This window comes from Pseudomonas sp. CBC3 (assembly GCF_037967085.1).
GTDB lineage: Bacteria > Pseudomonadota > Gammaproteobacteria > Pseudomonadales > Pseudomonadaceae > Stutzerimonas.
The window spans coordinates 657,081-680,546 of sequence record NZ_JBANEO010000001.1 but is presented as its reverse complement, the minus strand read 5'-3'; the positions used below and the strand labels follow the sequence as shown (position 1 = coordinate 680,546).

Sequence of the window (23,466 nt, the reverse complement as noted above, 5' to 3'; positions counted from 1 at the left end):
CGGCTGGAGAAAACTGACTAAAGCGTGATCAGTTCCGCTATACTCCGCCCCCCTCTTTTTACGCCATATCGGCGCGCGCTGTTACATGAAGCTGATCGTCAAGGTTTTCCCCGAAATCACCATCAAGAGCCCACCGGTGCGCAAGGGCTTCATTCGTCAACTGGCGAAGAACATCCGCACCGTGCTGCGCGACCTCGATCCCGAACTGCGGGTGGAAGGCGTGTGGGACAACGTCGAGGTGGAAACCGTGCGCAGTGAGCCAAAGCTGCTGCGCGAGATGATCGAGCGCCTGCGCTGCACGCCGGGCATCGCTCACTGCCTGGAAGTCCATGAGTACCCGCTGGGCGATCTGGACGATATCGTCGAGAAGTGCAAAGCGCACTTCGCCGACCGGCTAGCCGGCAAGATATTCGCCGTTCGCTGCAAGCGCGCCGGCAAGCATCCCTTTAGCTCGATGGACGTCGAGCGCCACGTCGGCAGCGAGCTACGACAGCAGTGCGGTGCCGCCGGTATTTCGCTGAAAGCGCCGGAAATCGAAGTGCGGATGGAAATTCGCGACCAGCGTCTGTTCGTCATCCATGCCCAGCATGACGGCATCGGCGGCTATCCGCTGGGTGCGCTGGAGCAGGCCCTGGTGCTGATGTCCGGTGGTTTCGACTCCACCGTCGCGGCTTATCAAATGATGCGCCGCGGGCTGATGACCCATTTCTGCTTCTTCAACCTCGGCGGTCGCGCCCATGAACTGGGGGTGATGGAAGTCGCCCACTATCTATGGAAGAAATACGGCAGTTCGCACCGCGTGTTGTTTATCAGCGTGCCGTTCGAAGAGGTGGTCGGCGAGATTCTGGAGAAAGTCGACAACAGCCAGATGGGCGTGGTCTTGAAGCGCATGATGCTGCGTGCTTCCACGCAAATCGCCGAGCGCCTGCACATCGATGCGCTGGTCACCGGCGAGGCGATTTCCCAGGTTTCCAGCCAGACGCTGCCCAATCTCTCGGTGATCGACTCGGCCACCGACATGCTGGTGCTACGTCCGCTGATCGCCGCGCACAAGCAGGACATCATCGATACCGCGTTCGAGATCGGCACCGCCGAGTTCGCCAAGAACATGCCCGAGTATTGCGGCGTGATCTCCAAGAACCCGACTACCCGGGCCAAGCGCTACCGCGTCGAGCACGAAGAAAAGCAATTCGATATGCAGGTGCTCGAGCGCGCGCTGGAGAACGCCCGCCAAGTCGCCATCGATCGCGTGATCGACGAGCTGGGGCAGGATATTCAGGTAGAGGAAGTAATCGAGGCGACGGCCAGCCAGGTCATTCTCGACATCCGTCACCCCGATGCCGCCGAGGACGAACCTCTGCAACTGCAGGGCATCGAAGTGCAAACACTGCCGTTCTATGCGCTGAACAACCGATTCAAGGAACTGGATGTGAACCGCCAGTACCTGCTGTATTGCGATAAAGGTGTCATGAGTCGCTTGCATGCTCATCATCTGCTGAGCGAGGGACATGTCAATGTGCGCGTTTATCGTCCGAGCTAAACAGCCCGGCCTGCTGGGCGGCAGTATCCGCCACCGCCCTCCCGACCCGCTTCGTGGCTGTATTGCCGCGGCATGCCATTAACGATCTGCACTTTCTTTCATCCGATTTTTCGCGTTGGCCGCTCTATGCATTTGCAGAGCAGCCCGACCCAACTACGAGACCACTACTGTGATCGAGAATCTACGTAACATCGCCATCATCGCTCACGTTGACCATGGCAAAACCACCCTGGTCGATGCCCTGCTGCGTCAGTCCGGCACCCTGGAGCGCAACGAGCTCAACGACGAGCGCGTGATGGACAGCAATGACCAGGAAAAGGAACGCGGCATCACCATCCTGGCAAAAAACACTGCCATCAAGTGGAGCGGCTACAACATCAACATCGTCGACACCCCCGGCCACGCCGACTTCGGCGGTGAGGTCGAGCGCGTCATGTCGATGGTCGACTCGGTGCTGCTGGTGGTGGACGCCCAGGACGGCCCGATGCCGCAGACTCGTTTCGTGACCAAGAAGGCATTCGAAGCCGGCCTGCGTCCGATCGTGGTGATCAACAAGATCGACCGTCCGGGCGCGCGTCCGGACTGGGTCATGGACCAGATATTCGACCTATTCGACAATCTGGGAGCCACCGACGAGCAACTGGACTTCCAGGTGGTGTATGCCAGCGCCCTGAACGGCATTGCCGGTCTGGATCACAGCGACATGGCTGAAGACCTGACCCCGCTGTACCAGGCCATTGTCGACCACGTCCCGGCCCCGAACGTCGATATCGACGGCCCGTTCCAGATGCAGATCTCGGCGCTGGACTACAACAGCTTCCTCGGCATCATCGGTGTGGGCCGCATCGCCCGCGGTCGCGTCAAGCCGAACACCCCGGTCACTGCCATCGACACGCAGGGCAAGAAGCGTAACGGCCGTATTCTCAAGCTGATGGGTCACCATGGTCTGCACCGCGTCGACGTCGACGAAGCCACCGCAGGCGACATCGTCTGCGTCAGCGGTATGGATGAGCTGTTCATCTCCGACACCCTGTGCGACCAGAACAACGTCGAAGCGATGAAGCCGCTGACCGTTGACGAGCCGACCGTTTCCATGACCTTCCAGGTCAACGATTCGCCGTTCTGCGGCAAGGAAGGCAAGTTCGTCACCAGCCGTAACATCAAGGAGCGTCTGGACAAGGAGCTGCTGTACAACGTGGCCCTGCGCGTTGAAGAAGGCGATTCGGCCGATAAGTTCAAAGTCTCCGGTCGCGGCGAGTTGCACCTGTCGGTACTGATCGAAACCATGCGTCGTGAGGGCTTCGAGATGGCCGTGGGCCGTCCAGAAGTGATCATTCGCGAAGTTAACGGCGCCAAGCACGAGCCGTTCGAGAATGTCACCATCGATATCCCTGAAGAAGCTCAGGGCAAGGTCATGGAAGAGATGGGCCTGCGTAAGGGCGACCTGAGCAACATGGTCCCGGATGGCAAGGGCCGTGTACGCCTGGAGTACAACATTCCAGCGCGTGGTCTGATCGGTTTCCGTAACCAGTTCCTGACCCTGACCAACGGTGCAGGCATCCTGACCTCGATCTTTGACCGTTACGACGTGATGAAGTCCGGCCACATGTCCGGTCGTCAGAACGGCGTACTGGTTTCGATCGATACCGGTAAGGCGCTAACCTACTCGCTGGAAACCCTGCAGGCGCGCGGCAAGCTGTTCGTCGAGCACGGCCAGGAAATCTACAACGGTCAGATCGTCGGCCTGAACAGCCGTGACAACGATCTCGGCGTTAACCCCACCAAGGGTAAGAAGCTCGACAACATGCGCGCTTCGGGCAAGGACGAAACCATCGCCCTGGTCCCGCCGGTCCGCTTCACCCTTGAGCAGGCACTGGAGTTCATCCAGGACGACGAGCTCTGCGAAGTCACGCCGAAGTCGATCCGTCTTCGCAAGAAGATCCTCGACGAAGGCGAGCGTAGCCGCGCTGCGAAGAAAGCCAACAAGGCTTGATTCCCGCTTAGCTGTAACAAAAAGGCGCCTTCGGGCGCCTTTTTGTTACCCACAATATTGCTCCGCTTTTAGTTCCGTATGTTCTTTGGCTCTTGCAGGAAATATACAGACCACACGATGGGCGAAATCCTGGTCAATGCGAGCCTGTATGCGAATGTGGAGCCGCCATGAGCGCATCGGAAGAGTCCAATTCAGCATTGCTCCTGTGAGTAGACGCGCCAACTGCGCAGAGCAATGCCAGCGCGGTGAGGCCGAGACCGACCCAGGGGGTCCAGCCAACGCCTGCAAGCGCAATGACCAGCCCACCGATAGCTGCGCCAAGCCCTACGCCCAGATGCATCGCCGAGGTGTTGAGCGCGACTCCGGCGCTGCCACTGGTGGCGTCGCTGTGTAGCAGAAAGCTCTGCACGGCCGGAGAAATCATCCAGCTGATGGTGCTCCAGAGCATCACGCTCGGGATGAAGAGGGCGCTGTTCAAGCTCAGCGGAATGGCCGCCAACGCCAGGCAGAAGGCCGCGGGGATAAGCACGAGGGTCAGGCGCGGGCCTACGCGATCGGCCAGCCAGCCGCCCAGATAGCCGCCCCCCAGCGCGGCCAGGCCGATCAGCAACAGCAGTCCGCTCACCGCGGCGGCATCGGTGATCCCAAGGGTGGCCGCCAGATACGGCGTGAAATAGGTGAATAAGGTGAAGTGCCCGCCGAGCAGCAGTATCGAGACGGCCTGCGCCAGCCATAGCGGCCGGTGGCTCAGCTGTCTCAGGTAGCCGGCACGACCTGGCAGGGCGCTGGAGCGGCTGTCGGGCAAATATCGCCACAGGAGCAGGCTCAGAGGCAGCGAGTAGATTGCAATGGCGAAGAAGACCCAGCGCCAGCCGAACCAGCTCGTAATCTGTACGCCCAACGGCACGCCGAATACCAGCGAGGCGCTGATGCCCATGAAGATGATGCCGATGGCCCGGCCCTGTTGCCCCGGTGGCGCCAGTTCCGATGCCAGCAGCGTCGACATGACGATCAGCAGCCCGCAGCAGGCGGCCATGCCGATGCGAGCCAGGAGCAAGCTGGAGTAGTTCGGGCTGATTGCGGCGAACGCATTGAATAGTGCGAAGATCAGCAGCGCCGCGACCAGCAGGCGGCGACGTTCCCAGCGTCTGGTCAGCCAGGTGACCAGCGGGACGGCTACGGCAAATGCGATGGAGAAGAGGGTCGTCAACTGGCCGGCCAGGCTGACCGAAACCCGGAGGTCGCTGGCCAATGGCGGCAAGATGCCGATAAGAACGCTCTCCGCCACGCCAGCAGCGAAGGTGGTGAGCGATAGTAGAAACAAACGAAGATCCATGACGGCTCCGATTCCCGGTGAGGGGTTTCGGGCGCTGTGTGCCTTCGGTTATCCCAAATTGAGCGGTGAGCGGGTCATTGATGCGCGCGCTGACGCCAGGCATCAACCCATTCAGCCGGGTAACGATAGTGACGGGTGATCGACCCGTCAACACAGCAGCCGGCCATCAGCGGCAGTGCCCTCGCGGTCGGTTGATCGGTGTGTTTGATCGGTGTGTTTGATGGGTGGAACCGGTCATTTCAGCTTCCGCGCGACATCGACGCGGTTGCGTTGGTCCCGCGAACAGGCGCCTGAGGTGCAGCGCTGCCAGGCCAACGCCGTGCGACCCGCCTGGTTTGAAGACTTACGGCCTTACTGGCGAATCCAGGTCTGGGTGCGGCCTAGCGCTTCGACGCCCACGTAGCCGCGCATTTCCAACTTTTTGCCGCCTTCGAGCACGGTAACCTTGGCGCGGTAGGTCTTACCCTTGGCGGGATCGAGAATGTTGCCGTCGCTCCAGACGCGTTCGCCGTCGGGCTTGAGCCCCCAGAGAATGGTCATGCCGGTGATCGGCTGGTCTTGGCGCTTGCCCTCGCAAGCGCTGCACAGCGGGTTGGGGCCTTGGTCCGACTGCAGAATTTCCGCCACCTTGCCGCTCAACGTGCCGTCAGCGGCTTCCTGGATCTCGACGATGGACCTGGGCTTGCCGGTTTCGTCATCGATGGTTTGCCAGCGGCCGGCTGGCGATTCGGCGGCGAAGGCCATTGATGTGGCGGGCAGCGGCAATGCCAGCAATAGTGCGGTGAACAGCGAGCGCATGGTTTCTCCTGCGGCGGTAATCGATGGCAGCGACTCTATCACTGGTTTCGCCTCTGGGGTCGAGCGCGGGAGTACGTCACCAGACGAGCGAAAGACGCCCGCCAGCGCTCAATGCTTCCCGACCAGGTCTGCCAACATCGCGGTCGCTACTGCCTCTGCCACCTTGATGCCGTCGACGCCTGCAGAAAGGATGCCGCCCGCGTAACCGGCGCCCTCACCGGCTGGGTACAGGCCGCGGGTGTTGATGCTTTGCAGGGATTCGTTGTCGCGTTTGATTCGCACAGGCGATGAGGTGCGCGTCTCGATACCGGTGAGTATCGCGTCGGCACGGTCGAAGCCGCGGATCTGCTTGCCGAACGCCGGCAGCGCTTCGCGGATCGCCTCGATCACGTAGCTGGGCAGCGACGGTGCCAGGTCGCCCAGGCGCACGCCGGGCTTGTAGGACGGCTCGACCTCGCCGAACGCGCTCGAAGCCTTGTCGTGGATGAAGTCGCCTACCAGTTGCCCCGGTGCGCAGTAGTCATTGCCGCCCAGTTCGAAGGCGCGCGATTCCAGCTGCTCCTGCAGTTCGACGCCGGCCAGCGGGCCGCCGGGGAAATCCTCGTCCGGGTTGATGCCGACGACGATGCCGGCATTAGCGTTGCGCTCGTTGCGCGAATACTGGCTCATGCCGTTGGTGACCACGCGGTTGGGCTCGGAGGTGGCCGCCACCACGGTGCCGCCCGGGCACATGCAGAAGCTGTAGACCGCCCGGCCATTCTTCGCGTGATAGACAAGCTTGTAGTCGGCGGCGCCCAGTTCGGGATGGCCTGCGTATTTGCCCAGGCGCGCATTGTCGATCAGCGATTGCGGGTGCTCGATGCGAAAGCCTACGGCGAAGGGTTTGGCTTCCATATACACGCCGCGCTGGTGCAGTACGCGGAAGGTGTCGCGCGAGCTATGGCCCAGAGCGAGCACCACATAGCGGCTGCGAATTTCCTCGCCGTCAGCCATGCGCACACCCTGGATGCGGCCGTCTTCGATGATGAAGTCGACCACGCGGCTGTCGAAGCGCACTTCGCCGCCCAGCGCCTTGATCTCTTCACGCATGGTCGAGACCACGCCGGTCAGGCGGAAGGTGCCGATATGCGGCTTGCTGACGAACATGATCTCGTCCGGCGCGCCGGCGCGGACGAACTCGTGCATCACCTTGCGACCGTAGAATTTCGGGTCCTTGATCTGACTGTAGAGCTTGCCGTCGGAGAACAGCCCGGCGCCGCCCTCGCCGAATTGCACGTTGGATTCGGGGCTCAGCACCTTTTTGCGCCACAGCGCCCAGGTGTCCTTGGTGCGGCTGCGCACGTCGCGACCGCGCTCCAGCACGATCGGCCGGAAGCCCATCTGCGCCAGGCTCAGCGCGGCGAACAGGCCGCACGGGCCGAAACCGATCACCAGCGGGCGCTCGTTCAGTCCCTCGGGTGCCTGGCCGACCGGGTAATAGCCGGTGTCCGGGGCTAGGCGGATGTTGCGGTCGCTGGCCAGGCGCTGCAGCACCTGGTCTTCGCTCGCCACGTCGGCATCGATGATGTAGACGAAGGTGATCTCGCTGTTCTTCTTGCGCGCGTCATAGCTGCGCTTGAAGACGTTGAAGCCGAGCAGCTCGGTATCGGTGATCTTCAGGCGCGCCACGACGGCCTGGCGCAGGGCGTCGGCGGAGTGATCGAGCGGCAGTTGCAGTTCGTTGATGCGAATCATGGCGAGTCCTGGCCGGTGGCCCCGGCAGAGGTGAGCGTGAAAGGGCGTGACGGCAAGCGTATGCGCGGCGCGCAGTGTAACGGCGCCGCTCAGGGCTGTCATTGCGCGAGCGGATGTGGTGGATGGCCGGCGGCGCCGATGCTCGACGGGTAAGCGTCCAGTCACGCACATCGTCTGGCAAAGGGTGTGTTTAGCGCTACGCTTTGATAACGCGCTCACTTTTCAGCTGTCGGCGAGCCAGCCACTGGCGACTGCCTATGCCGTTGTGCAGCCGCTTACAAAAACAACAACGATCGCCCCGACAAGTCGATCGACCGCAGAGATCGCCGCCCTATGAAACTCGCTTTCGTTTCCCTCAGTGCCTTGTTGTTCATCGGGGCGGGGTCCGCCCTGGCCGCGCCGACCAGTGACGAAGCGCTGGAACGCATGCGTTCGATGAAGACCACCGGCCAGTCTCTCGATATGAAAACCGTGCCGCAGGACGGCGAGATCGCCGATGCGATTAGGGACAACCTCAAACGCATCAAACTGCCGGACGGCTTCAAGATCGACCTCTACGCGGTGGTACCGGACGCGCGGCACATGGCGGTTGGGCCGTCCAGCGGCGTGGTGTTCGTCGGCACCCGCAAGACCGATCTGTGGGCGGTTACCGACCGGACCAAGAATCGCACCGCTGATGAAGTCAAACGCTTCGCGCCGGCTATTTCCTTTACCCAGCCGGGCCCGTGCTTCAGTCCTGACGGCTTCCTGTTCATCGCCGAGCACAACCGCGTGCTGGTGTTCCCTGCCGCCGAGTTTTTCTACGAAGGTCCGGACGTGGCGGCGGACATCGTCGTGCCAACGGGCGAGCTGATTCCGACCGATGAGGAGAGTTACAACCACGGCGCCAGGGTCTGCGCCGTGGGGCCTGACAACAGGCTGACCGTTTCGCTCGGGCAGCCACACAACGTGCCGCCCAAGGACAAGCTTGAGCTGTACAACCAGCACGGCATCGGCGGCATCGTGCGCATGGAGCGCGATGGCAGCAAACGCGAGGTTTATGCAACCGGCGTACGCAACTCGGTGGGCATCACCTACAACCCGACGACCAAGGAGCTGTGGTTCACCGACAACCAGGTAGACGGCATGGGCGACGACACCCCGCCTGGCGAGATCAACCACGCGCCGAAGGCCGGAATGCAGTTCGGCATGCCCTGGTATGGCGGCGGTCAGGTGCGCACCAACGAGTACGCTGAGGAGGCGCCGCCGGAGGGCCTGACCTTTCCCGTCGTGGAAACCGTGGCCCACGCCGCTGATATGGGGCTGACGTTCTACACCGGCAAAATGTTTCCCGAGAAGTATCGCGGGGGGCTGTTCAGTGCGCAGCGCGGCAGCTGGAACCGCACCGTGCCGGCTGGCGCGCGGGTGATGTTCACGCCGTTCGCCGCCGACGGCAGTGCGCCGTCCGGCGATACGGTGCCTTTCGCCGAAGGCTGGCTGAACGAGGAGACCGGCGAGTACTTCGGCCGTATCGTCGACGTGGCTCAGCTAAAGGACGGCTCCCTGCTGGTCAGCGATGACACCGCAGGCGCCATCTACCGTATCTCCTATGACGGCGGCGAGAACTGAGCTACCGCGGCAACCAGGGTTGGACCGCGCCGCGCTGTTTGGCGGCGCGGCAGCCACACGCATCAAGGAAAACTCATGGCATCAGGTAATCGCAACGGATGGCTGATTCTCCGGCTGGTCCTGCTCGCGGCGCTGTGCGCGACGACAATGACGGCGCAAGCAGCAGGCGACATTGCATCAGGCAAAACCAAGGCGAAGATGTGTGCGGCCTGCCATGGCCTCGATGGGCTGAGCAAAGCGGCGGACGCACCTAATCTGGCCGGCAACGGCGAGCTGTATCTAGCTGGTCAGCTGAAAGCGTTTCGGAGCGGCGCGCGCAAACATCCGCAGATGAGCGTTATTGCCGCGAGTTTGAGCGAGGAAGATATCGCCGATCTGACGGCCTGGTATTCGGCGATCAAGGTCAGCGTGGAGTTGCCGCAGTAGCGGCCTGAACGGACGAGCGTTGCAGCCGTCAGCTCGCCGCCTTGCCGAGTACCGTTCGAGCGGCGCTTTCCTGAACATTTGTGCTATCCCCTATACTCCGCGCCCATCCGAGCCGCCATCGTCATTGCCTGGATTACAGAATTCAGCGCATCACCCATCGCCGCGCTCGCTCATACAAACGAAGTAAGGATTATCCATGGTCAACAACGATGTGCTGCGCAGCCTGCGCTACATCCTCAACGTCGATGACGCGAAGATCGCCGAGATCACCCGGCTCACGGGGTGCGAACTCCCCGATGCCGAGGCGGTGGCTTATCTGAAAAAGGAAGACGAGGCAGGCTACAAACCCTGCGGCGACCGGATCATGGCGTATTTTCTCGACGGCCTGGTGATCTACAAGCGCGGCAAGGACGAGAGCCGCCCAACCCCGCCGATCGAGGTGCCAGTGACCAATAACATGGTGCTGAAGAAGCTGCGTGTGGCCTTCGAGCTGAAGGAGGACGACATACACGCAATCCTCAAGGCGGCTGATTTCCCGGTATCCAAACCGGAGCTCAGCGCGCTGTTCCGCAAGGCCGGGCACAGCAACTACCGGGTCTGTGGCGACCAGCTGCTGCGCAACTTTCTCAAAGGCTTGGCGTTGCGCGGTAAGTGACCGGGCGAGCAAAGCCGTAACCGCCCGGCCCACCCTGCGTCACTGGCTATAGCTATGTAGGGTGGGCTTTAGCCCACCAATATGATCGCCAATACGTGGAAGGGCATCTAACCGAACTCCGCGCTCGTTTTGATCGTACCCACGCGCTGGCGTGGACGCGCCTTGGTGATACTCCGCGTCTTAGCGTCTTAACGGTGGGCTGAAGCCCACCCTACGCACCACGTCACTGTGTACCTTTCTAACGGGGGCTTGGCGCTGCGTGGAAGTGAGCGAGCAGCTTGCACGCCACGACTTTTGCGGACCGAAAAAAAGCCCCGCCGAAGTAGGCGGGGCTCGTTGACTCTGTGAGCCTTTATTTTTGCACCATGGCGATGACGCGATCACGCAGTTGTGGGTCGCTCTGTACGGCCTGGTTGATGGCGTTGTATTCCTCGATGCTGAGGTCGTTGTCCTCGACGCTGCTCATCATCTTCTCATTGGCCTCTTGCTGTAGCTGCTGGGCCTCGGCCGGGTCGCCGGTCTTCTCGAGCTTGGCGGTGAAGTCCTCGCGAATCTCCATGATTTCGCCCAGCGAGTCGGCGAACTTCTCCAGCTTCTGGTCGCTGATGTCCGACGCCTGTATGGCCGGGGCGGGCTGAGTGGCCTGGGTGGCCTGCTGCGCCGACACCTGGGAAGCGCCGGCGGCCATGAACAGGGCGGCGAGGCTGGCGGATACAAGGCGGGTTTTCAGCTTGGTCATGTTCGATATTCCTGGCTTCTGAAAGACGCAAGGAAGGGTGCATCACCCGTGCCAAAACAGATGCAACAGTTAACCCTTTGATTCATAAGTACTTATACCGGCCGTCTTGTTCGCGTCGACGCTTCGGAAGCGGTTCTGTATCGTGCCGAAATGGCACATGTAGCAGTTTGGCAAAGAACTTCGACCCTGCGCGGCGCGTTGCTATTGAAGGTCGTGATCCCGCTGGTGGCGATCATGCTCGGCTTCAGTTACCTGTTGCTGTGGACGGTCGAGCGCAACAGCGAGCGGCGTTTGCAGGAAGAGGTCGAGCTGGTCGCGCGGGCGGTCCGGCTGCCACTCAGCGACAGTCTGGAAAAACAGCACGACCGCACTTCGCAGCAGGTACTGGAGTCGGTGCTTGGCGTCGGTCGTGTTTATGGCGCCTATCTCTATGACCAACAGGGCGAATTGGTGGCCTTTGCCGGGGCCATCGAGCCGGATCAGGATCAATCCTCGATTCAGGAGCTGACCGCCGACGGCAAGCGTCGTGGCGGCTATCAGAGCATCCGCGGGCGCGAGGTGTATTCCTACTTCGTGCCGCTCGAACAGAGCGGCGGACGCATCAACGGGTTGTTGCAGGTCACCCGTCGCGGGACGGATTTCGAGCGCGACACACGCCGGCTGCGCGTGATCGCCGGCATTTCCGCAGCGGTGCTGGCGTTGGCGGCGGTCTGCATCGTCCTGCTCGGTCATTGGTCGGCCATCGGCCGGCATTTGCAACAGCTGACCCAGAGCATGGCGCGGGTCGCTTCGGGGGATCGCCAGCACCGTGCGCCGCGCAGTGGCCCGCAGGAGATCGCTGTGCTGGGTCGCGCATTGAACCAGATGCTCGACAGCATCGCCGATGCCGAACAGCGCATGGCCGAGCAGAAGGCGCGCGAGGCGGAACTCGAAGCCCGCTTGCGGCGCACCCAGCAACTGGCCGCGGTGGGTCGTCTGGCGGCCGGTGTCGCCCATGAACTGGGGAGTCCGCTCAGCGTCATCGATGGCAAGGCGCAGCGTGTTTTGCGCAGCGAGCATCTGGAAGACGGGCAACGCAAGGGCCTGTTGCAGATACGCAGTCAGGTGCAGCGCCTGAGTCAAATCGTCCGGCAATTGCTGGAATTTGGCCGCGCCGCTGGCCTTCCGGCCCGACGAATGCCCGCCGATGTACTGGCGCATTCGGCGGCCGCCGCGGTGGCCGACGAGCTGGCCGCGCTGAAGGTTGCACTCATGCTCGAGGCGCCTGCCACGGCTCTGCATTGCGAGGTCGATCCGCCGCGCTTCGAACAGGCCCTGACCAATCTACTGCGCAACGCCGCCCAGGCCAGTCCGGGCGGCCGCGTGCTGCTGCGTTGGTGGCGGGAGGACGACTGCCTGCTGTTCCAGGTCGAGGACGACGGGCCCGGTGTGGCCGAGCAGCATCGCGCGGCGCTGTTTGAGCCGTTTTTCACCACTAAACCGGTAGGCAAGGGCAGTGGGCTCGGGCTCGCCGTGGCCCATGGCGTGGTGGCCGAATGTGGCGGCCGCATTGAGCTGGTCGAAAGCTCGCTGGGTGGTGCGGCGTTTCGTATTTCCCTGGCGCTGGCTGATGAGGAGGATAAGGATGCAGCAGGATGACAGCGCGCCGCAGCGGGTGCTGGTGGTGGAAGATGACGACGGCCTGCGTCAGCTCTTGGTCGAGGAGCTGGAAGACCGCGCGTTAACGGTGCAATCCGTGGCCAGCGCCGAAGATGCCGTGCCGCTGCTGGAGAGCTGGGAACCGGATCTGGTAATCAGCGACCTGCGCCTGCCGGGCGCCGATGGCATGGCGCTGCTGCGGCGGGTCAAGGCAATGCAGGCGGCGCCAGCGTTTCTGGTGATCACCGCGTTTGGCAGCATTCAGCAGGCGGTGGCGGCCTTGAAGGTAGGCGCCGATGAGTTTCTGACCAAGCCTCTGGATCTGGATCATCTTGGTCTCGCCGTTTCGCGTGCGCTGGAGACCCGTCGATTACGCGGCGAGGTGCGGCGCTTTCAGCAGCTGCTCAGCGGCGACCGCTTTCACGGCATGCTCGGTCGCAGTCGAGCGATGCGCGAGTTGTTCGACCAGATCCGCCAGCTGGCCCGCGCGGCTGGTCCCGTGCTGGTGATCGGCGAAAGTGGCACCGGCAAGGAACTGGTCGCCCGCGCCGTGCATGCCGAGAGTGAGCGGGCGCAGCGGCCTTTCCTGGCGATCAACTGTGCTGGGCTGCCGGCCGAATTGCTGGAAAGCGAGTTCTTCGGCCACGCCGCCGGCGCCTTTACCGGCGCCAGTCGCGCACACAAAGGGCTGTTTCAGCAGGCCGACGGAGGCACCCTGTTTCTCGACGAGATCGGCGAAATGCCGCTGCCGTTGCAGGCCAAACTGCTGCGCGTGCTGCAGGAGGGCACCATTCGCCCGGTGGGTGGCGAGCGCGAACTGAGCGTCGACGTACGCATCATCGCCGCCAGCAACCGTCCGCTGGAAACTGCCGCCGGCCGCGAGTCGTTTCGCGAAGATTTGTTCTTCCGTCTGGAGACCTTCATCCTTCAAGTGCCCCCGCTGCGCGACCGCGAAGAGGATCGCGAGCTGCTCGCCGCCGGTTTCGTCGCACACTTCGCTGCACGCGACGGGCGACCCGTGCGTGGCCTGTCGCGCACCGCGCTGGAACAGCTGCGGCGCTATCCGTTCCCCGGCAACGTGCGCGAACTGCAGAACGCCATGGAGCGCGCGGTGACCTTCTGTCATGGGCGTGACATCGAGCTGGAGCATTTGCCGACGCGCATCGCCAGCTATCAGGAAAGCACGCCCGCAACCCGCGCCGACGAACTGCTCGGGCTGATGATCGACGGCCCGCTGCTGCCGACTCTGGACGAGCTGGAGATGCGTTACATCCGCCACGTGCTGGAGCGGGTCGAGGGCAACAAACGTCGTGCCGCAGCCTTGCTCGGGATCGGTCGTCGGACCCTGTATCGGCGCCTGGGTGAGAAAGAGCAGGACCCGGAGGAAGGCTAAGCCGTCAGCGACGCGCACGCTGGAACGCACGCCGGGCAACTGAGTCGAAATGTCCGGTCTCGATGTGCTGGCCGCCCTCGGCGCTTCACCTGCGTCGCTCACAGCGTTACGTGTGAAACCGATGGCCTGCTAGACTCCCAACTTCTCGCCAAATGCTCACGAGGTGCGGCGAGGCAATCCAACAACCAATAAGGAGTGAATCCATGAAAGGCAAATCCTTGGCATGGATATTTTCCGCCGCGTTGGCGGGGACCGGTCTGAGCGGTGTGGCTCAGGCGCAAGAACAATTCGTGACCATCGGTACCGGTGGCCAGACGGGTGTTTACTACGTTGCTGGTCAGTCGATCTGCCGCTTCGTCAATCGCAACGCTGAAGGCGTCAAATGCAACGCGCCAGCCAGTGGCGGCGGTGTGGCCAACGTCAACGGACTGCGTAGCGGTGAGTTCAACTTCGGCATCATGCAGTCGGACCATCAATACAAGGCGATGGAAGGTCTGTCGCCGTTCGAGAAAGAGGGCGCGATGGACGACATCCGCGCGATCTTCTCCCTGCAGAGCGAAGTTTTCACCGTATTGGCGCGCCGTGACGCCAACATCAAGGGTTTGGACGACCTCAAGGGCAAGCGCGTCAACATCGGTAACCCCGGTTCCGGCCAGCGCGATACCCTGGAAGAAATCATGAAAGTGAAGGGCTGGGACCAGTCGGTCTTCAGTCTCGCAGCGGAACTCAAGCCGGCCGAACTGGCCAGTGCGCTGGGTGACAACAACATTGATGCCATGACCTACTTCGTCGGTCACCCCAACGGCGCGATTCAGGAAGCCACCACCACCGTCGATGCGGTTCTGGTACCGATCACCGGCCCGGAAATCGACAAGCTGCTGGCTGAGAAGACCTACTACACCAAGGCTGAAATTCCGGGCGGCATGTACGCCGGCAACGACAGCGCAACCCAGTCGATCGGTGGTAAGGCGGTGCTCTCCACCACTTCCAAGGTCGATGCTGAAGTTGTCTACAAGCTGGTCAAGTCGGTGTTCGAGAACATCGAGCGGTTCCAGCGTCTGCACCCCGCGTTCAAGGACCTCAAGCCTGAAGACATGATCAAGGTCGGCCTGTCCGCGCCTTTGCATGAAGGCGCCGAGCGCTACTACAAGGAACGTGGCTGGATGTAATGGCCTGGCAGACCGCTGAAGCTGCGGTCTGCTATCAGGTTTTGCTGCATCGATGCGGCGGGCGTTGACCCGCGGCATTCGCCCGAAAACCCGTGAGCCCGGTGCCACGGGTTTTCGTGGTTCCGTTACTTGAAAAAACAGGCCTCATTCCATGCAAGACAACCAACTGTCCACCGAAGAGCTCGTTGCCAAGGACGTCGGCGCGCGAATGCCCGAAGGTGCCATGGCGAAAGCGATCGCGGGCCTGGCCCTGCTCTGGTCGCTTTTCCAGCTGTGGATCGCCTCGCCGCTGCCCTTCATGCTGCGCTTCGGTGTGCTCAATGACACCGAAACCCGCTCCATCCATCTGGCATTTGCGCTGTTACTGGCGTTTCTGGCCTATCCGGCGTTCAAGCGTTCACCGCGCGATAGAGTGCCGTTGATCGATATCGCGCTGGGCCTGGTGGCTGCCGCCAGCGCCGCTTATCTTTTCATCTTTTATCAACAGCTGGCGCAGCGCCCGGGCAACCTGACGACCGCCGATCTGGTCACGGCCTGCATCGGCATTCCTCTGTTGCTGGAAGCCACTCGCCGCGCACTCGGCCCACCGCTGGCGATCATCGCGCTGATATTCATCATCTACAGCCTAGCAGGGCCCTACATGCCGGGGCTGCTGGCGCACCGCGGGGTGAGCTTCACCGCGATGGCCAACCATCAGTGGATCACCACCGAAGGTGTGTTCGGTATCGCCCTGGGCGTATCCACCAGTTTCGTCTTTCTTTTCGTGCTGTTTGGTGCGCTGCTCGAACGCGCCGGCGCGGGGCACTATTTCATTCAATTGGCGTTCAGCCTGCTCGGCCACATGCGTGGTGGTCCGGCCAAGGCAGCAGTCGTCGCTTCGGGCATGACCGGTCTGATTTCCGGTTCCTCGATCGCCAACGTGGTGACCACCGGCACCTTCACCATCCCGATGATGAAGAAGGTCGGTTTTTCCAAAGAAAAAGCCGGTGCGGTGGAGGTGGCGTCCTCGGTCAATGGCCAGATCATGCCGCCGGTGATGGGGGCTGCGGCATTCCTGATGGTCGAGTATGTCGGCATTCCCTATGTGGAAATCATCAAGCACGCCTTCCTGCCAGCGGCAATTTCCTATATTGCGCTGCTGTACATCGTGCACCTGGAAGCGCTCAAGCAGAACATGCAGCCGATCGGCACGCACCAGCCCAAACCCTGGCTGCGCCGCCTGACCGGCTTTGCCTTCGGTGCGGCGTTGATTTCCGGGCTCTCGCTGGCCGTCTACTACGGTCTCGGCTGGCTCAAGCCGACCCTTGGCGATTACGCGCTGCCCGGCATTTCGGTGCTGCTGACGCTGGTTTATCTGGCGCTGCTGAAAATCGCAGCGAGCAATCCGCCATTGCCGGCTGAGGATCCGGACAAGCCGCTGGAAGAACTACCGAACACTCGTGCGGTGCTGCTTTCGGGGCTGCACTTCCTGCTGCCGGTTGTAGTACTGGTCTGGTGCCTGATGATCGAGAGGCTGTCACCCGGCCTGTCAGCATTCTGGGGCACGGTAATGCTGGTGATCATCCTACTGACCCAGCGTCCTCTGCTCAGCTGGATGCGCCGCGACGGGCACCAGCACGGCGGCTTCGTGGATGGCATCGTCGACCTGCGCGAAGGTCTGATCGCAGGCGCGCGCAACATGATCGGCATCGGTATCGCCACCGCGGCGGCGGGCATCATCGTCGGTGCGGTCTCGCAGACTGGCGTCGGTCTGGTGCTGGCCGATCTGGTCGAAATGCTGTCGATGGGCAATCTGTTCCTGATGCTCCTGCTCGTCGCGGTCTTCAGCCTGATCCTCGGCATGGGCCTGCCGACGACCGCCAACTACATCGTGGTGTCCAGTCTGCTGGCGCCGGTGGTGGTGGCGCTGGGGCAGCAGAACGGGCTGATCGTGCCGCTGATCGCCGTGCATCTGTTCGTCTTCTACTTCGGCATCATGGCTGACGTCACGCCGCCCGTGGGGCTGGCCTCGTTCGCCGCTGCTGCGGTGTCCAAGGGCGACCCGATCAAGACCGGTGTCACGGCGTTCTATTACAGCCTGCGCACCGCCGCGCTACCGTTCCTATTCATCTTCAATACCGATTTGTTGCTGATCGATGTCGGGCTCTGGCATGGCATCCTGATTTTCCTGGTTGCTACGGGTGCGATGCTGGTCTTCGCTGCCGGTACTCAAGGCTACTTCCTGGTACGTAACCGCTGGTATGAAAGCGTGCTGCTGTTGCTGGTGGCCTTTACTCTGTTCCGGCCAGGCTTCTGGATGGACATAGTGCATGACCCCTACCGCGACATCCCGCCGGCGCAATTGGTACAGGCGCTGGAAGCCGTGGACGAGGACAGCCAGCTTCGCCTGCGCATTCGCGGCGAGGACGCGGTGGGCGACGCGCGGGAATTCAGCCTGTTGGTGGCAATTCCGAATGGAGCGACCGGCGAGGAGAAGCTGGAAAAGCTTGGCCTCATGACCTATGAGCAAGACGGCAAGGTGCTGGTCGACAGCGTCACCTTCGGCAGCCCCGCCGCCGAGCTGGGCCTGGAGTTCGATCAGGAAATCCTGGCGGTCCGCGCGCCCACCGATCGTTGGGCCAAGGAATGGATGTGGCTACCCGGCCTCGCGCTGTTCGGCCTCGTCGTCTGGATGCAGCGGCGTCGTAAGTCGAGCTAACTCGACTCACCGTTCAGTGTCACTCGAACCCCGTTCATGCGCATGCATGGGCGGAGTTTTTTCTTGCTGTCGCAGCGCCAGCCTCAAGCAATGAGTGGAGCGAGCCGGGGTCAAGCGCAAGGGCGGAATCAGGACCAAGCCAGAACCATCTGTCCCATAACGCAATGCTGTTCTTAAGTAAGTTCGCCCCGAGGTCGGGCCTTTCATAAAAGCACCGGGTGTTCACCTCGCCCTAGTGGACGCGCCGTCGCGGCGAATGCGAGCAGAAGCCAGCCAAGAGCGGAAAAAACCCTCGCCCAGAGTCGGGCCTCCCACAAAAGCGGCAGATACGCGTCCAACCTGTGGGAGGCGCGCCCTCGCGGCGAATACAGGCCGCAGGCCTGTCCGAAATGCAGGCGTGCCTTGATCGACAGCGCTTATTGATCGGCATGCTCCTCATGGGCAGGCCTCGCCTATGCAGGCCTGCCCGGCAGATGATGCTCGGCCGGCGCCGCGTCATGGGATGTTTCGGCCGACGGTCGGCTCTTGCCGCTACCTGCGCCGTCCAGCGCCGCATAGGCCGCGCTGCAGAACAACGAGTTCAGCCGCTTCATGTCGGAGATCAGCTCCAGATGCGCCGCGCTGGTTTCGATACTTTCGACCACCTGTTGGTGCAGCCGGTGCACGTGCGCATGGGCCAGTTCGCGTTCACGCTTGCGAAATTGCCGCTTCTGCTGCAGCAGTTGCCGCGCGCTGTGCGAATCGCCGGACAAGAATACCGACAGGCCGAGGCTCAGGTTGGCACTGAGCAGCGCGTGCAGCTGGCTGAGCTCATCCAGTCCGCTGTCGGAGAACGAGCGTCGCTTGGACGTCTTGATGTTCTGCACCTTGCCGAGCATGTGCTCGATGATGTCGCCGGCCTGTTCCAGGTTGATCGCCAGCTCGATGATTTCCGCCCAGCGCAGGCTTTCCTGCTCGGCCAGATCTTCGCGCGGCATGCGCGCCAGATAGAGCTTCACGCCGCTGTAGAGCGCATCGACATCGTCATCCAGGCGACGAATTTCCTCGCCCGGCTCCGGTCGGTCCTCGCGTAGCACTTCCAGCAGGCGCGCCAGCATGGTTTCCACCAGATCACCGATGCGCAGGGTTTCGCGTACGGCGTTGGCCAGGGCCAGGCTGGGCGTGTCCAGGGCGGTCGGATCCAGATGGCGCGGCTGAGCGATACCGCCATCGAGGACACGTTCCGGCAGCAGGCGCTCGCATAGCCTGGCCATCAGGCCCACCGTGGGCAGCAACAGTACGCAGCGCGCCGTGTTGTAGACCAGATGAAAGGCGATGACCTGAGTTTGCGCGCTGTAGCCGATCGTCGCCATCCACTCGACCAGCATTGGCAGGAAGGGCAATACCACCAGCCCGGCGAGTTTGTACAGCAGATTGCCCAGCGCCACGCGGCGTGCAGATGCCGGTTGCGCGGTGGCGTTGAACCAGGCCAGTACGCCACTGCCGACGTTGGCGCCAATCACCAGACCGAGCGCCACCGGCAGGCTGATCAAACCGGCACTGGCGAGGGTCGCGGTGAGCAGCACCGCGGCGAGGCTGGAATAGGAGAGCACCGCGAACAGCGCGCCCACGACCACCGCCAGCAAAGTGTCGCCGGCCAGCGACGAGAACAGCACGCGCATGCCGCGCGCTTCGGTGATCGGCGCGGCGGCCTGGACGATCAGCTGCAGGGCCAAAATGATCAGGCCCAGACCGATCAGTACGCGCCCGAGCTGGCCAGCGCGGGTCTGCTTGCGCGACAGAAACAGACAGACCCCGACCAGCGTGAGCACCGGCGACAGCCATGACAGGTCGAGCGTCAGCACCCGGGCCATCAACGCCGTGCCGACATCCGCGCCGAGCATGATCGCGAGGGCGGTGGGCAGCGCCATCAGCCCCTGCGCAACGAATGAGATCGCCAGCAGCGCGGTCGCGTTGCTGCTCTGTACCAAAGCGGTGACGCCGATGCCAGCGGTAAAAGCCATCGGCGCGTTGGCCATGCTGTGGCCGAGCAGCCGCCGCAGATGCGAGCCGTAGACCCGCATGATCCCGGTCCGCACGATATGCGTGCCCCAGACCAGTAATGCGATGGAGGAAAGCAGGTGCAGCAACGTCAACATCAGTGTGGTTCTCCGGCGAGCGGCAACGGCAAGCGTCTGCGCCGAGCGACGCGATACGAATCGAGGGATATCCGGTTGACCTTCGCGCTGTAGTGCCGTTCAAGAAACTGTCATGACTGGCCGGCGCGACGCAGGTTGTCGCGAGGCCGGTTCACGATGGCGCAGTCACTCGCTAGCCGGGCGGGTGGTCTGTAACCTACCCACTTCGCTTTTCAATGGTCTGCCCATGCTCAGTCTCTACCACGCTCCCGATCTGGAAACCCTCGGCGAACTGGCGACCACCTTGCTTGCCCAGCCACTGAGTGATCCTTTCGCGCCGGCACTGGTGGTGGTGCCGAGCCAGGGTATGGGCCGCTGGCTGACGCTGGAGCTGGCGAGCAAGCAAGGCATCGCCATGCAACTGGAAATGCAGCTGCCGGCTAAGTTCGTCTGGGACCTGAGCCGCACGGTGCTGGGCAGCCTGCCGGAGCAATCAGCCTTCTCGCCGACGACGCTTACCTGGCGCCTGTACGGCTGGCTGTGCGAGCCGTCCAACCTCGAACTGGCGCCCCGTCTGGCGCAATATCTCGACGGCGGCGACGAGCGCCGGCGGCTGAGTCTAGCGGCGAAGGTCGCCGACGTTTTCGACCAATACTTGCTCTATCGCGACGACTGGCTGGCCGCCTGGGAACGCGGCGAGACGCTCGATCTCGGTCCCGACGAAGCCTGGCAGGCGCTGCTCTGGCGCGAGCTGACCAAGGACGGCCATCCGCATCGCGCCCGTCTGCTCGACGATCTGCTGCAGCGTCTTTATGACGACGAAGCCTTGCCCGGCTTGCCCGAGCGGCTGCTGGTGTTCGGCATCAGCAGCCTGCCGCCGCACCACTTGCGCGTACTCGATGGTCTGGCTCGGCATGTCGACGTGGTCGTCTGCGCGCTCAACCCGAGCCGCGAGGCCTGGGGCGAGATCCGCGATATCCGTGAGTTGGCGCGACAGCCAGAGAGCGGTGTCGATGATTGGTATCTCGACGTCGGCCACCCTCTGCTGGCGAGCCTCGGCAAGCAGGGCCGCGACTTCTTCGATTCGCTGTTCAGCCTCGCGACGAGCGAAGGTCGTCAGGAAATCGGCCTGTATTCCGAAGACGACGACCTGCGCGACGACAGCCTGCTGCACGCGCTACAGAACGACATCCTGCGCTTGCGCACCCGCTTGCCCGACGAGCGCCTGACACTGGCCGAGGATGACCGTTCGCTGGAAGTGCATATCGCTCATTCGCCGCTTCGCGAAGTGGAGATTCTTCACGACCAGCTGCTGGCACGCTTTGCCGCCGACCCGGCGCTGAGCCCGGATCAGGTCGTCGTGCTGACCCCCGATATCGAGCGTTACGCGCCCTTTATCGAAGCGGTGTTCGCCCCGCGCGAGGGCAGCCCTCGGATTCCTTACAGCCTCGCCGATCGCAGCCTGCGCGCCGAAGTGCCGTTGATCGAGGCTTTCCTCGAACTGCTGATGCTCGCGCAGAGCCGCTTCGCCGCCGAGGAAATCCTCGCCTGGCTGGAACAACCGGCCATCGCACGTCGCGCCGGGATCGACAGCGAAGACCTGCTGCTGCTGCGCGACTGGCTGCGCGAAGCGGGTGTGCGCTGGGGCCGCGATGGCAGCCAGCGGGCGCGGCTGGGCTTGCCGGACGAATCCGCCTTCACTTGGCGCCAGGGGCTGGATCGGTTGCTCCTGGGCTTCGCCGCGCCACCGCAACTGGCCGGTGACTCTGCCCCGCTGCTCGGTGAACATTGGCCTCTGGACGCGCTGGAGGGCGCGCGAGGCCAGCTGTTGGGTCGGCTGGTGGAGTTCGTCGAGCGCCTCGGCAAACTGGCCGATCAGCTGGCCCGACCGCGCCCGCTGGCCGAATGGGCGGACGATCTGCAAGTGCTGCTCGATACCCTGTTCGACGAGCGCGAGGCCGGCGACACCCTGCTGTTGCTCTCCCAGGCCTGTGCTTCGCTGCGCGACCAGGCGCAGGCGGCGGATCTCGAACGCCCCATCGAACTGGAACTGGTGCATCAACAACTCAGCGCCGCACTGCAGCAGGGCGGCGGCGCCTCAGGTTTTCTCACCGGTGCGGTGACCTTCTGCACCATGGTGCCGATGCGCAGCCTGCCGTTCCGTGTGGTCTGCCTGCTCGGCCTGGACGACGGCGCCTTTCCACGGAGAACGCCGCCGTCGGGCTTCGACCTGATTGGCCGCCACCCCCGGCGCGGCGACCGTGCACGGCGGCTGGATGATCGCTACCTGCTGCTGGAGACACTGCTCTCGGCGCGCGAGGCGCTGTACCTGTCCTATGTCGGCCGCGACCCGCGCGACAACGCCGTCTTGCCACCTTCTGTATTGCTCAGCGAGGTGCTCGAAGCCGTCGACATGACGGCCGTCTGCAAGAGCGAGCCCGCTCGCGATCCTGCTCGCACCGATGCCTCGCAGCCGAAACAGCCCAAGGCCAGCGAGAAGATTCTCGTCGCCCACCCATTGCAGCCGTTCTCGCCAAACAATTTCGGTGGTGCCCCCTGCGCCGGTTACTCGCTGCCCTGGTTCCGTGCCGCCCAGCGCCTGGCCGAACCGCCGCAGACACAAGTGCAACCCTTTACCAGCCTGCTCGCCGAGCCCGACGAGGCCTGGCTGACCATTGAGCCGTCCCAGCTGTTGCAGTGCTTCCGCCATCCGTCGCGCTTCCTGCTCGAACAGCGCCTGGGTCTGCGCCTGGCCGATGACCAGGAGGCGCTTGCCAGCGATGAGCCCTTCGACCTGGAAATGCCCGCCTGGAACGGTCTGCGCCGCCTGTCGCTGCAAGCGCTGGAGCACGGCTGGAGCGATGAGGAAGAGCGGCGCATGGCCTGTGCCGCCGGCTGGCTGCCCACTGGCGAACTGGGCCAGGCGCTGTGGGGTAAGTTGCGCGGCCCGGTGCGCGCGTTCGCTCCGCGACTGTTCGAACTGCGTCCCGACGACGTACCCGAACCGCTCGCTGTGGATATCACCCTGGCGGGCGTGCGTATTCACGGCTGGCTCGACGGTGTGACGCCGGGCGGGCTGTTCGGCTGGAAGCTCGGCCGTCTCGGCGAGTGGGACCTGCCGCCGTTCTGGCTGCGCCACTTGCTGCTCAACCTCGCCGCCACGCCCGGCATCGAACGCAACAGTTTGATGCTGTCGCCGGCCGGTGACTGGCAACTCCGCCCGCTGGCAAACGCCGCGCAACTGCTTGAACCCTGGCTCGCCGCCTATCGATGTGCGATCCGTGAACCGCTGCCGCTGTTGCCGCGCAGCAGCCATGCCTTTGCCAAGGGCTATCGCAAGCCGGCCCGCGGCAGCGAGCCGCTCGAGTGCGCCCGCAAGCGCGCTCGCGAAGCCTGGCTGGGCGCCGAGTTCAGCCCCATCGCCGCCGAGTCTGAAGACCCGTGGAATGCTCTGGCGTTTCGCGACCGTGATCCGCTGGATGAACGCTTCGAAACCTTGGCCGAACAGTTGATCGGTCCGGCGCTGGATGCCCTGGCCCAGGACGAGGAGCAAGACGCATGAGCCTGTCGATTTTCTGCCCACACCGTAGGGTGCGCTCCGCGCACCGCATGCGTCGAGGCT

15 protein-coding genes are annotated in these 23,466 nt (G+C 63.2%); 10 read left to right on the top strand and 5 right to left on the bottom strand.

Features of this window, described 5'->3' with window-relative positions; translation table 11 throughout:
- The first annotated feature begins 85 nt into the window (after nucleotides 1-85).
- Entirely contained in the window at nucleotides 86-1,540 is a 1,455-nt protein-coding gene (gene thiI / locus V6943_RS03020; protein WP_340552569.1) for a tRNA uracil 4-sulfurtransferase ThiI, read from the top strand.
- A 169-nt stretch (nucleotides 1,541-1,709) separates the two neighbouring features.
- Entirely contained in the window at nucleotides 1,710-3,533 is a 1,824-nt protein-coding gene (typA, locus tag V6943_RS03015) for a translational GTPase TypA (protein ID WP_131649437.1), read from the top strand.
- Between the two features lie 133 nt (nucleotides 3,534-3,666).
- On the opposite strand, the gene V6943_RS03010 is transcribed toward typA, so the two are convergent.
- The 3 genes from V6943_RS03010 to V6943_RS03000 form a co-directional block, all read right to left on the bottom strand.
- Nucleotides 3,667-4,869 carry an MFS transporter gene (locus V6943_RS03010; RefSeq protein ID WP_340552568.1) on the bottom strand — a complete coding sequence of 401 codons (1,203 nt, stop codon included), beginning with the start codon at nucleotides 4,867-4,869 and terminating at the stop codon, nucleotides 3,667-3,669.
- A 351-nt stretch (nucleotides 4,870-5,220) separates the two neighbouring features.
- Entirely contained in the window at nucleotides 5,221-5,667 is a 447-nt protein-coding gene (locus tag V6943_RS03005; RefSeq protein ID WP_340552567.1) for a DUF2147 domain-containing protein, read from the bottom strand.
- 108 nt (nucleotides 5,668-5,775) lie between these two features.
- Nucleotides 5,776-7,401: an NAD(P)/FAD-dependent oxidoreductase gene (locus V6943_RS03000; protein ID WP_340552566.1), complete on the bottom strand. Its 1,626-nt coding sequence runs from the start codon at nucleotides 7,399-7,401 to the stop codon at nucleotides 5,776-5,778.
- A gap of 333 nt (nucleotides 7,402-7,734) precedes the next feature.
- Here V6943_RS03000 and V6943_RS02995 point away from each other — a divergent pair, with 333 nt between their 5' ends.
- From V6943_RS02995 to V6943_RS02985, 3 genes are all read left to right on the top strand, one after another.
- A complete protein-coding gene (locus V6943_RS02995; protein ID WP_340552565.1) occupies nucleotides 7,735-9,009 on the top strand; it encodes a PQQ-dependent sugar dehydrogenase in 1,275 nt (424 codons plus the stop codon).
- 75 nt (nucleotides 9,010-9,084) lie between these two features.
- A complete protein-coding gene (locus V6943_RS02990) occupies nucleotides 9,085-9,435 on the top strand; it encodes a c-type cytochrome (protein ID WP_181099448.1) in 351 nt (116 codons plus the stop codon).
- Nucleotides 9,436-9,631: 196 nt separating this feature from the next.
- Nucleotides 9,632-10,090 (top strand): YehS family protein, encoded by a 459-nt coding sequence (locus V6943_RS02985; protein ID WP_197444875.1) that lies wholly within the window; start codon nucleotides 9,632-9,634, stop codon nucleotides 10,088-10,090.
- 352 nt (nucleotides 10,091-10,442) lie between these two features.
- On the opposite strand, the gene V6943_RS02980 is transcribed toward V6943_RS02985, so the two are convergent.
- Entirely contained in the window at nucleotides 10,443-10,829 is a 387-nt protein-coding gene (locus V6943_RS02980) for a DUF4168 domain-containing protein (RefSeq protein ID WP_181099450.1), read from the bottom strand.
- Between the two features lie 150 nt (nucleotides 10,830-10,979).
- On the opposite strand from V6943_RS02980, the gene V6943_RS02975 reads away from it, so the two are divergent.
- The 4 genes from V6943_RS02975 (at nucleotide 10,980) to V6943_RS02960 (ending at nucleotide 17,727) form a co-directional block, all read left to right on the top strand.
- Nucleotides 10,980-12,467: an ATP-binding protein gene (locus tag V6943_RS02975; protein ID WP_340552564.1), complete on the top strand. Its 1,488-nt coding sequence runs from the start codon at nucleotides 10,980-10,982 to the stop codon at nucleotides 12,465-12,467.
- Nucleotides 12,454-13,860 carry a sigma-54-dependent transcriptional regulator gene (locus tag V6943_RS02970; RefSeq protein WP_340552563.1) on the top strand — a complete coding sequence of 469 codons (1,407 nt, stop codon included), beginning with the start codon at nucleotides 12,454-12,456 and terminating at the stop codon, nucleotides 13,858-13,860. Before V6943_RS02975 ends, V6943_RS02970 begins: the two co-directional genes overlap by 14 nt.
- Before the next feature lie 203 nt (nucleotides 13,861-14,063).
- On the top strand, nucleotides 14,064-15,029 hold the full coding sequence (locus V6943_RS02965) for a TAXI family TRAP transporter solute-binding subunit (RefSeq protein WP_131649450.1): 966 nt from the start codon (nucleotides 14,064-14,066) through the stop codon (nucleotides 15,027-15,029).
- 151 nt (nucleotides 15,030-15,180) lie between these two features.
- On the top strand, nucleotides 15,181-17,727 hold the full coding sequence (locus tag V6943_RS02960) for a TRAP transporter permease (protein WP_131649451.1): 2,547 nt from the start codon (nucleotides 15,181-15,183) through the stop codon (nucleotides 17,725-17,727).
- Between the two features lie 452 nt (nucleotides 17,728-18,179).
- Here the strand turns inward: V6943_RS02960 and V6943_RS02955 are convergent, their stop codons facing one another.
- Complete coding sequence (locus tag V6943_RS02955; protein ID WP_340552562.1) at nucleotides 18,180-19,865, bottom strand: Na/Pi cotransporter family protein; 1,686 nt, start codon at nucleotides 19,863-19,865, stop codon at nucleotides 18,180-18,182.
- Nucleotides 19,866-20,091: 226 nt separating this feature from the next.
- Here V6943_RS02955 and recC point away from each other — a divergent pair, with 226 nt between their 5' ends.
- A complete protein-coding gene (gene recC, locus V6943_RS02950; RefSeq protein ID WP_340552561.1) occupies nucleotides 20,092-23,406 on the top strand; it encodes an exodeoxyribonuclease V subunit gamma in 3,315 nt (1,104 codons plus the stop codon).
- Nucleotides 23,407-23,466 lie beyond the last annotated feature (60 nt).